At 68.8% G+C, this 10952-nt stretch carries 10 protein-coding genes; 9 read left to right on the top strand and 1 reads right to left on the bottom strand.

What is annotated here, in order from left to right; translation table 11 throughout:
• Positions 1-103: 103 nt before the first annotated feature.
• Complete coding sequence (locus CCN51_RS30770) at positions 104-319, bottom strand: DUF6011 domain-containing protein (protein WP_014180008.1); 216 nt, start codon at positions 317-319, stop codon at positions 104-106.
• 116 nt (positions 320-435) lie between these two features.
• Here CCN51_RS30770 and CCN51_RS30765 point away from each other — a divergent pair, with 116 nt between their 5' ends.
• The 9 genes from CCN51_RS30765 to CCN51_RS30725 form a co-directional block, all read left to right on the top strand.
• Positions 436-825: a VOC family protein gene (locus tag CCN51_RS30765; RefSeq protein ID WP_014180007.1), complete on the top strand. Its 390-nt coding sequence runs from the start codon at positions 436-438 to the stop codon at positions 823-825.
• Positions 826-1629: 804 nt separating this feature from the next.
• On the top strand, positions 1630-2793 hold the full coding sequence (locus tag CCN51_RS30760; RefSeq protein ID WP_014180006.1) for a mandelate racemase/muconate lactonizing enzyme family protein: 1164 nt from the start codon (positions 1630-1632) through the stop codon (positions 2791-2793).
• A 221-nt stretch (positions 2794-3014) separates the two neighbouring features.
• Positions 3015-4061 (top strand): zinc-dependent alcohol dehydrogenase, encoded by a 1047-nt coding sequence (locus CCN51_RS30755; RefSeq protein WP_014180005.1) that lies wholly within the window; start codon positions 3015-3017, stop codon positions 4059-4061.
• A gap of 175 nt (positions 4062-4236) precedes the next feature.
• Complete coding sequence (locus CCN51_RS30750; protein WP_014180004.1) at positions 4237-5235, top strand: hypothetical protein; 999 nt, start codon at positions 4237-4239, stop codon at positions 5233-5235.
• A gap of 36 nt (positions 5236-5271) precedes the next feature.
• Positions 5272-6387, top strand: coding sequence for a multiple monosaccharide ABC transporter substrate-binding protein (chvE, locus tag CCN51_RS30745; protein ID WP_043491748.1), 1116 nt, complete (start codon positions 5272-5274; stop codon positions 6385-6387).
• 17 nt (positions 6388-6404) lie between these two features.
• Complete coding sequence (mmsA, locus tag CCN51_RS30740; RefSeq protein ID WP_043491745.1) at positions 6405-7967, top strand: multiple monosaccharide ABC transporter ATP-binding protein; 1563 nt, start codon at positions 6405-6407, stop codon at positions 7965-7967.
• On the top strand, positions 7964-9196 hold the full coding sequence (mmsB, locus tag CCN51_RS30735; protein ID WP_014180001.1) for a multiple monosaccharide ABC transporter permease: 1233 nt from the start codon (positions 7964-7966) through the stop codon (positions 9194-9196). The genes mmsA and mmsB overlap by 4 nt, the downstream gene beginning before the upstream one ends.
• 33 nt (positions 9197-9229) lie before the next feature.
• Positions 9230-10399, top strand: a complete 1170-nt coding sequence (locus tag CCN51_RS30730; protein WP_078610656.1) for an aldose epimerase family protein — start codon at positions 9230-9232, stop codon at positions 10397-10399.
• A 64-nt stretch (positions 10400-10463) separates the two neighbouring features.
• A partial coding sequence (locus CCN51_RS30725) for a trypsin-like peptidase domain-containing protein (RefSeq protein ID WP_211303267.1) occupies positions 10464-10952 on the top strand: 489 nt, incomplete at its 3' end.

Here is a 10952-nt window from a genome sequence, read left to right as displayed (position 1 = left end):
CCTCGTCCGGCGCGACGGATCTGCTCGCGCCGGACGAGGTCTACGCACGCGACCGCGCGGAGTGGGAGAAGCGCGCAGCGCGCTGACGGCGGCGCGCGTCCCGTCAGATCCCCGGCAGCGTCTCCTGCTCGACCTCATGCGCGGGCGGCCTCGGCGCACTGCGCACCGCCAGCTTCGCCCGACACTCATCCCCCAGCCCCCACAGCCGCGCCTCACGCCCGCGCAACGGCCGCCCGCACATACGACAAGTGACGCGGCGGCGCGGAGCGCTGGGCTCCTCGACGAGGCCGGGCAGCGTGGTGGGGTCGTCGGCGGTCATGACTCTGGTGTACCAGGCGGGGCCCGGACCGCCATAGGCACTTAATCTCTATACGCAGTACGATGTACTGTGTATAGAGAAAACTGAGCGAGTACGATCTTGTGAGGAGAGAGCCTGTGAAGGTCACCTCTTGTGCCGTGTCCCTCAACGTCGACGATGTCCCCGCCTCCAGCGCCTTCCTGGTCGAGCACTTCGGCTTTCACGAGCAGATGGCCGCCGACGGCTTCGCGTCCCTGACCCGCGACGGCCTCGACATGAACGTCATCTTTCTGCGCCGCGGGCTGGAGACCCTGCCCGCCGACCAGCGCGACGAGCACGCCACCGGTCTGATCCTCGCCTTCGTCGTCGAAGACCTCGAAGGCGAGCTGGCCCGCCTGAGCGCCGAGGGCGTCACGATCACCATGCCGCTGACGGAGGAGGAGTGGGGCGAACGCGCCTTCCAGGTCCGCGACCCCAACGGCGTCATCGTCCAGCTCGTCGACTGGAACGGGCCCACCGGCCACTGACGACCCCGATCCACCCACCGCCCCCTCGCGGAGACCGGTGAACGCGCCCGTGGTCTTGGCGCCACCCTTGTGGTCCAGAACGCTGACGGCATTCGGCTCCGGCGGGTGCGGGCATCGTCTCGCGCCTCCGGCGCAAGGCGGCCGGCAGCGGGAAGGGGAGGCGCGGTACACCGCCGTCGCCGTCCGGCGGCCCGGCGGGTCGCGGCGGGTTGCGGCGGCGGGAAGCAGCCCCGGTTCCCTTCCCGGTGGCGTCGCGCCGAGCCGGGGGGAGAGAGAAAACGAAGTCCGGTTACGGGCCTCCTCCCACCCCCTCTCAGAAAAACGTTTGATGTAGAGCAAGCATTTTTTAAGAGGGGGCGGGGGGAAGGCCCGAACCGGACCGGCATCTACCGCTCCGGGCGACCATCCACCGCCCCACCGTCCGCCGGCCGGTGACAGCCTGGGCAGGACGGCGACGATGCCTCCGGCCCCCTCCCCCTTCCCGTTGCCGGCCTCCTTGCGCCGCCGAACTCCCCGGCGCGCCGAGAGCCCCTGATCGCCCCGCGGCTGCCCACAGTCGCTCACCGTGGGCGCACCTCACGGAGAGCGAAGGCCCCAGGGACCCGCCCCGATATCTGTTCGACAACGAAGCTGCCCGTCGCCCCGCGCGGGTCCCGACACAAACGTGAAAATCATTCGACAACCATTCGACGTATGGCCATTGACACCCCTTACGCCCGGTGGCTACCGTCACGCCAGGATTTCGAACGTGTGACGAAATATCGAACAACACACACCGCACCACTCGCGAAAGGGCAGAACGCCTTGCGCATCACCGGAATCAGCACGCATGTCGTCGGCACCCCCTGGCGCAACCTGACCTACGTGCAGGTCCACACCGACGAGGGCATCACCGGCGTCGGCGAGACCCGCATGCTCGGCCACACCGACGCGCTGCTCGGCTACCTCCGTGAGGCCGAGGCCAACCACATCGCCGGGTCCGACCCCTTCGCCGTGGAGGACCTCGTACGGCGGATGAAGTACGGCGACTACGGCCGTGCGGGCGAGATCGTGATGTCGGGGATCGCCTGCGTCGAAATGGCCTGCTGGGACATCAAGGGCAAGGCGCTGGGCGTGCCCGTGTGGCAGCTCCTCGGCGGCAAGGTGACCGACAAGGTCAAGGCGTACGCGAACGGGTGGTACACGACCGAGCGGACGCCGGAGGCCTACCACAAGGCCGCCCAGGGGGTCATGGAGCGCGGTTACAAGGCGCTGAAGATCGACCCGTTCGGCACCGGGCACTTCGAGCTCGACCACAAGGAGACCTTGTACGCGGTCTCGCTCATCGAGGCCGTGCGGGACGCGATCGGCCCGGACGCCGAGCTGATGCTGGAGATGCACGGCCGCTTCTCCCCCGCCACCGCCGTCCGCCTGGCGAACGAGCTGGCCCCCTTCAAGCCGGCCTGGCTGGAGGAGCCGGTGCCGCCGGAGAACCTGAAGGCGCTGGAGAAGGTCGCGGCCAAGGTGGACATCCCGGTTGCCACCGGTGAGCGGATCCACGACCGCATCGAGTTCCGCGAGCTCTTCGAGAGTCAGGCCGTGGACATCATCCAGCCGGACGTCGGCCACATCGGCGGCATCTGGGAGACCCGCAAACTGGCCGCCACCGCCGAGACCCACTACATGCTCGTCGCGCCGCACAACGTCGGCGGGTCCGTGCTCACCGCCGCCTCCCTCCAGGTCGGCTTCACCTCGCCCAACTTCAAGATCCTCGAGCACTTCAACGACTTCGCCGACTCGGAGATCAAGAAGGTGGTCAAGGGCGCCCCGCAGGTCGTGGACGGCTACTTCGAGCTCTCCCACGCCCCCGGTCTCGGCGTCGAGCTGGACACCGACGCCGCCGCCGAGTTCCCGCAGCAGCAGGCCCGGTTCGACCTGTGGGCCGAGGGCTGGGAGAAGCGGGACCCCAAGGGGACGGACAGCGAGTAAACGCGATCAGTGCATAGGGAAATCCCTCGACCCGCGCCAAAGGGGTGGACGAACGCGATTCCCGCGGCGGCGAGGGGGCAGAACACGCCCGGCGGAGACGACAGCGGATCCGGCGGGAGGGCCCACCCGGCCCCCGTCCGGGGCGGGGCAGGAACGGAGCAGATGTGAGCGGCACAGAAGACGCCCCAGGAGAAGGCGCCCCGGTGACAGAAGACGTCCCTGTGACAGAAGGCGCCCCCGTAACAGAGGACGCCCTCGTACTCGACGGGCCGGGCAGCCACCGGCTGGAGACCCGCCCCGTGGCCGAGCCCGGGCCCGGGGACGCGCGGGTGCGGGTGCACGCCTCCGGGATCTGCGGCAGCGACCGCGAGATCTACCAGGGGAACCGGCCCGAGGGGTATGTCCGCTACCCGATCACCCCCGGCCATGAGTGGTCGGGCACGGTCGAGGCCGTCGGGGCCGGGGTGCCGGCCGCGCTGGTCGGCCGGAAGGTGGTCGGCGAGGGGTTCCGCAACTGCCAGGTGTGCGACCGCTGCCACGCCGGGGACACCACGCTGTGCACCGCCGGGTACGAGGAGACGGGCTTCACCCAGCCGGGCGCGATGGCCACCACCCTCACCCTCCCCGCCCGGCTGCTGCATCCGCTCGCCGACAACGCCGACCTCTCCGCCGCCGCCCTGCTGGAGCCCGCCGCCTGTGTGGCGGCCGCCGCGCTCAAGGCGAACGCCCAGCCGGGCGCGCGGGTCGCGGTGGTCGGCTCCGGCACCCTCGGCATGATCGCGGTGCAGTTCCTGGCCGCGGCCTCCCCCGCCGAGCTGCTGGTGGTCGACATCCGCCGGGACCGGGAGGAGCTGTCGCGGTCCTTCGGCGCGACGGCGTTCCACACCCCGGACACGCTGCCCGAGGCCGAGGCCGGGACGTACGACATCGTTGTCGAGACGGCCGGCTCCGCCTCCGCGGCCCGGGACTCCGCCGCGCTGCTGCGGCGCGGCGGGCGGCTCGTGCTCACCGGCCTCCCGGCGGCGGGCGCGGCGGGTCTGGACCCCACCGACCTGGTGGTGCGCCAGCTCGAGGTGCAGACGGTCTTCGGGGCCCCGCCCGCCGCATGGGCGCACGCCGTGCGGGTCTTCGACGCCGGGCTGCTGTCCCTGCTGCCGCTGGTCACCCATGAGCTGCCGCTCACCGACTTCGGCACCGCGATCGACCTGGTCGGCAGCGGCGATCCCAAGGTCGGCAAGGTCCTGCTGCGCCCGCAGGGCCTCCCGTAGTCGCACGTCGGTACGGGCCGCCCTGACACGGCCCGTACCGGCGTGCACCCAATTACCCGAACTTACCCTCAAGTACCCAATCACCCGAATGTCATTCGAAATCCCGGACGACGACGTGCCGGGCAGCACAGCAGCCGGACGCCGAAACACCGGCCATCACTCCACAAGGAGCACCGTGACCGCCGCCTCAGCCACCACCTCCGGCCCCCGCCGCCCCGCCGACGCGGCCCTCGCGTCGCTCGGCCACTCCGCACCCGCCGCCGACCCCGCCGACGCCTCCCCGCACTCCTTCCCGGACGGCGGCAGCTGGCGCACCGAGATCCCCTCCGTGGAGGGGCCCGAGGCGCTGGCCACCGTGTTCAAGGAGGCAAGCCGCCTCGATGTGCCGATCCACCGGATCAGCCAGGGCAGCGGCGTATGGATGCTCACCGACTCCGAGATCACCGAGATGGTGGAGTCCTGCGCCGAGCGCAACGCCGAGCTGTGCCTGTTCACCGGCCCGCGCGGCACCTGGGACATCGGCGCCGCCACCCGCACCGACTCCCGCGGCGGCGGTCTGCGCGCCCGCGGCCATGACGCGGTCGCGGGCTGTGTCGAGGACGCGCTGCGCGCCGCCTCGCTGGGCGTCAAGTGTCTGCTGGTCGCGGACGAGGGTGTGCTGTGGCTGCTGCACCAGCTGCGCGAGCGCGGCGAGCTGCCGGCCGACACCACCTTCAAGCTGTCCGCGCTGGTCGGCCCGGTCAACCCGGCCTCGTTCGCGGTGTACGAGCAGCTGGGCGCCGACTCCATCAACATTCCGTCGGACCTTACGCTGGAGCACCTGACCGAGATCCGCCGGGTCTCCGGCGCGCCGATGGACTTCTATGTGGAGGCCCCCGATGACCTGGGCGGCTTTGTCCGCATCTACGACGCCGCCGAGCTGATCCGCCGCGGCGCCCCCATCTACCTGAAGTTCGGGCTCAGCAAGTCCCCCGGCATCTACCCCTACGGCGCTCAGCTGCGCGATGTCGCACTGAACAGCGCACGTGAGCGGGTACGCCGAGGCCGGCTCGTGCTCGACATGCTCGCCCGGCTGGGCGCGGACGGCGGGATGTCCCCGCTGGGCTCCCGGCTGCCCGGCGCGCTGCGGCGCTTCGCCGCGGCGCAGTCACAGCCTGCGCCCCAAGAATCCTGAGCCACGGACGCACAAGGGAAGGACGACCCGATGATGATGCGTAAGGCCAGAGCGGTACGAGCCTTGGCGGCACTCGCCGCCCTGCTCACGCTCTCGCTCACCGCCACCGCCTGCGGTCAGGAGGCGGTCGGCGGCAGCCGCTACAAGGGCGGCAACAGCAACACGATCGGCATCGCGATGCCGGTCAAGTCCTCCGAGCGGTGGATCGCCGACGGCAAGAACATGGTCAAGCAGTTCCAGGCGGCGGGCTACAAGACGGACCTCCAGTACGGCGAGGACGACGTACGCACCCAGGTGGCGCAGCTGGAGAACATGGTCACCAAGCAGTACAAGCTGCTGGTGATCGCGCCGATCGACGGGACCGCGCTCACCGACGTGCTGCAGAGCGCCCATGACGCGAACATACCGGTGATCTCCTACGACCGGCTGATCCTGGGTTCGAAGTACGTCGACTACTACGCGACCTTCGACAACTTCAAGGTCGGCGTGCTCCAGGCCACGTATCTCGTGAACAAGCTCGGGCTGCCCAAGGACAAGGGGGACAAGAAGGGCCCGTTCAACATCGAGCTGTTCGCCGGGTCGTCGGACGACAACAACACCCGGTACTTCTTCAACGGCGCGATGAGCGTGCTCAAGCCGTACCTCGACGACGGGCGGCTCGTCGTCCGCAGCAAGCAGACGAAGCTCAACCAGCTGTACACGGCGAAGTGGAGCGCCAGCGCCGCCCAGAACCGCATGGAGGACCTGCTCAACGCGGCGTACAGCAACGCCGACGTCAACGCCGTGCTCTCGCCGTACGACGGCATGTCCATCGGCATCCTGTCCGCGCTGCGCGGCGTCGGCTACGGCACGAAGGACAAGCCCTACCCGGCCGTGTCCGGTCAGGACGCCGAGCTCGCCTCCGTGAAGTCCATCATCCGCGGAGAGCAGACGCAGACCGTCTACAAGGACACCCGCAAGCTCGCCAAGGCCACCGTCCAGATGGCCACCGCGAAGCTGACCGGCGGCAAGCCCCAGGTCAACGACACCAAGTCGTACAACAACGGCAAGAAGACCGTGCCGGCCTATCTGCTCAACCCGGTCAGCATCGACAAGTCCAACACCCAGCTCCTCGTAAAAGAGGGCTACTACACCGCCGGCCAGCTGAAGTAGGGATGGAGGCCGGGAACATGAACCACATTCTCGAAATGCGCTCCATCACGAAGACCTTCCCCGGCGTCAAGGCGCTGTCCGACGTCAACCTCCTCATCCGCGAGGGCGAGATCCACGCCATCTGCGGGGAGAACGGCGCCGGGAAGTCGACCCTGATGAAGGTGCTCAGCGGGGTGTACCCGCACGGCAGCTACGAAGGGGACATCCAGTTCCAGGGGGAGGTGTGCGCGTTCAAGGACATCAAGGCCAGCGAACAGCGCGGCATCGTCATCATCCACCAGGAACTGGCCCTGATTCCTTATCTGTCCATCGCCGAGAACATCTTCCTGGGCAACGAACACGCCAAGGGCGGCCTGATCAGCTGGAACGAAACCCTCAAGCACGCCACCGCGCTGCTCAAGCGGGTCGGTCTCACGGAGTCGCCGCAGACGCGGGTCGCCGACATCGGGGTGGGCAAGCAGCAGCTCGTGGAGATCGCCAAGGCGCTCTCCAAGGAGGTGAAGCTGCTGATCCTGGACGAGCCGACCGCGGCGCTCAACGACGAGGACAGCGGCAAACTCCTGGAGCTGCTGCTGGAGTTCAAGGCGCAGGGCATCTCCTGCATCATCATCTCGCACAAGCTGAACGAGATCCGCAGGGTCGCCGACTCCGTCACCATCCTGCGCGACGGCCAGACCATCGAGACCATGGTGGTCCGCGAGACGCCGGAGGCGGAGCCGCAGGTCTCCGAGGACCGCATCATCCGCGGGATGGTCGGCCGCGACCTCGACAACCGCTTCCCCGAGCGCACCCCGTACGAGGGTGACGACGCCTCCGAGGTGGCCATGGCCATCGAGGACTGGACCGTACGCCACCCCATCGACCAGCAGCGCAACGTCGTGGACGGGGTGTCGCTGAACGTCAGGCGGGGCGAGATCGTGGGCATCGCGGGCCTGATGGGCGCGGGCCGCACCGAGTTGGCGATGAGCGTCTTCGGGCGCGCCTACGGCCGGTACACCGGCGGCCGGGTCTACCGCGACGGCAAGGAGGTCCGTACCCGCACCGTTCCGGAGGCGATCGAGCACGGCATCGCCTATGTCACCGAGGACCGCAAGCACTACGGGCTCAACCTCGACGACACCATCAGCCGGAACATCTCGCTCTCCTCGCTGGCCAAGGTGGCGCGCCGCGGCGTGGTCAACGAGCACGAGGAGTCGCGGGTGGCCGAGCGGTTCCGCAAGACCATGAACATCAAGGCCCCCACGGTCTTCGAGCAGGTGGGCAAGCTCAGCGGCGGCAATCAGCAGAAGGTCGTGCTGAGCAAGTGGATCCATGTGGGTCCGGAGGTGCTGATCCTCGACGAGCCCACCCGTGGCATCGACGTCGGGGCCAAGTACGAGATCTACACGGTCATCAACGACCTGGCGGCACAGGGCAAGGCCGTCGTCTTCATCTCCTCGGAGCTGGGCGAGTTGCTGGGAATGTGCGACCGGATCTACACGATGGCGGCTGGGCGGCTGACCGGGGAGGTACCGCGGGCCGAGGCGACTCAGGAGGTTCTGATGCGCCACATGACCAGGGACAGAGGAGACGAAGGATGAGCACGGCGACCCAGGACACCAAGAGCGCGGCACCACCGCCGAACGACGGCTCCCCGGGCATCGGGACGCTGCTGGTGCAGAGCCTGCGGGCCAATGTGCGCCAGTACGGGATGCTGGTGGCGCTCGCGCTGATCATCGTCATCTTCCAGATATGGTCCGACAACATCCTGCTGCGGCCGCTCAACGTCACCAACCTGGTGCAGCAGAACGGCTACATCCTGATCCTCGCGATCGGCATGATGATCGTGATCATCGCGGGCCATATCGATCTGTCGGTCGGATCGCTGGTCGCGTTCGTCGGCGCCTTCGCGGGCGTGCTGATGGTCAACCACGATGTGCCCTGGCCACTCGCGGTCATCCTCTGCCTGCTGGTCGGCGCGGCCGCCGGGGCGTGGCAGGGCTTCTGGATCGCCTACGTCGGGATCCCGTCCTTCATCGTCACCCTGGCCGGGATGCTCGTCTTCCGCGGCGGCACCCAGATCCTGCTGGACGGACAGTCCCTGTCGCCCTTCCCGGAGGGCTTCCGGAAGATCAGCATCGGCTTCATCCCGGAGATGGGCCCGTACACGCAGTACCACAACCCCACCATGGTCATCGGCCTCGCGGTGTGCGCGGCGGCCGTCTGGCAGGAGTGGCGGGGCCGGCAGCAGCGTGCGGCGTATGAGCTGGACGTGATGCCGATCGGCCTGTTCTACGTCAAGTGCGCCGCGATCGTGGCCGCGGTGATGGCCTTCGCCATGACCCTCTCCAGCTGGCACGGCGCGCCGGTGGGTCTGCTGATCCTCGCGGGTCTGATGGTGATCTTCAGCTTCGTGATGCGCAACACCGTCGTCGGACGGCATGTGTACGCCCTGGGCGGCAACCAGCCCGCGGCCAAGCTGTCGGGTGTCCGCGACAAGCGCGTCACCTTCATGGTCTTCGTCAACATGGGCCTGCTGGCCGCCCTCGCCGGCCTGGTCTTCACCGCCCGACTGGGCTCCGCCACCCCGAGCGCGGGCCTCAACTTCGAGCTGGAGGCCATCGCCGCCGCGTTCATCGGCGGCGCCTCGGCCAGCGGCGGCGTCGGCACCGTGCTGGGCGCGATCATCGGTGGTCTGGTGCTCGGTGTGCTCAACAACGGCATGTCGTTGGTGGGCATCGGGACCGAATACCAGCAGGTGATCAAGGGCCTGGTGCTGCTCGCCGCGGTGGGCTTCGACATCTGGAACAAGCGCAGGGTCGGTTCGTAAGTCCGTCTCCCACCACTACTGATGGAGCCGCACATGACCACGAGCAGACGCACACTGATGACGGCGGCAGCGGCCGCCGGGCTGGCAGCCACGGCCGTCGCTACGGGGACGGGCACGGCTTACGCGAAGGACGCGAAGGGCGGCGGACGCGCGGTGAAGGAACACTTCGGAACGCTGGCTGACGGCACCAAGGTCGACCGCTGGACGATCGAGAACGGCCGCACCCGGCTCTCCGTACTCACCTACGGCGGCATCGTCCAGTCCCTGGAGATCCCCGACCGCCACGGCCGCATGGCCAATGTGTCGCTGGGCTTCGCCGACCTGGACTCGTACGTGGCCGGCAGCCCGTACTTCGGCGCCCTGATCGGCCGCTACGGCAACCGCATCGCGAACGGCAAGTTCACCCTCGACGGCCACGCCTACCAACTCCCCGTCAACGACGGCCCCAACAGCCTCCACGGCGGGGACAAGGGCTTCGACAAGCGCGTCTGGTCCATCGAGCCGTTCGAGGACGGCGGCAACGTCGGCCTGACCCTGCGCCGGGTCAGCTCCGACGGCGAAATGGGCTACCCCGGGAAGCTGACGGTACGCGTCGACTACACCCTCACCTCGGCGGGCGACTGGCACATCGACTACGAGGCCACGACCGACAAGCCCACGGTCGTCAACCTCACCAACCACACCTACTACAACCTGGGAGGCGAGGGCACCGGCTCCATCTACGACCACCGGCTCCAGATCGCCGCCTCCCGCTACACCCCGGTCAACAAGACCCTCATCCCGACCGGCGAACTGGCCAAGGTGGCCGGCACGCCGTTCGACTTCCGTCGGTCGAAGGCGGTCGGCCGGGACATCCGCGAGGCGCACCAGCAGGTGCTCTACGGGCAGGGGATCGACCACAACTTCGTCCTGGACAAGGGCATCACGAGCCGTCCCGAACACATCGTGACGGTCAGCGAGCCGGAGTCGGGCCGGGTGATGCGGATCGCGACCACCGAGCCGGGTGTGCAGTTCTACACCGGCAACTTCCTGGTCGGGACGCTGGCGGGCACATCGGGGCAGGTCTACCGGCAGGGCGACGGCTTCTGCCTGGAGACCCAGCACTTCCCCGACTCGCCCAACCAGCCCAGCTTCCCGTCCACGGTGCTGCGGCCGGGAGAGACATACCGGTCGACGACGGTGCACTCGTTCTCGACGCGCTGAGCACCGCCCATCTCCCTCCCACCCCGCGCGATGGCCTTAGAGTGCGAGGCGGGAGGGAGATCGCATGGCGGGTCTGGACCCTGACCGGGTCGCGGAGGTCATCGTCACGTATGAGACGGGCGATGGCGGACGCAAGGGCAAACGCGGATCGGGGTACCTGATCACCGACCGTACGGTGCTCACCGCCGCGCATGTGGTGCGTGAGGCCACTGCCGTCCACCTCCGCTTCCGGGCCGACCAGCCCGGGGCGTGGAGCGCGGACGGCGTTGTCGTGTTCGCGGCCCCGGAAATCGACGTGGCAGTGGTGTCCGTGGTGGACGCCCCCGGCCTGCCGCCCGTCACCCCGGTCACCTTCGGCCGGATCATGGCCGCCGACGGCGAACTCCCCTGCTCGATGATGGGCTTCCCGCGCTTCAAGCTCCGAGAGGACGCACCCGGATCGGGCTCGCGATTCCGAGACGCCCACCACCAGCAGGGCGCCATCTCCCCCTGGTCCAACACCCGCCAGAACACCCTGTCCATCCGGGTCGACGCCCCTGCCCCGGACCCCGAC

The sequence above is a fragment of the Streptomyces milbemycinicus genome, assembly GCF_002154605.1.
Taxonomy (GTDB): domain Bacteria; phylum Actinomycetota; class Actinomycetes; order Streptomycetales; family Streptomycetaceae; genus Streptomyces; species Streptomyces milbemycinicus.
The sequence above is the reverse complement of the archived record's forward strand: the minus strand, read 5'-3'. Positions and strand labels throughout refer to the sequence as shown.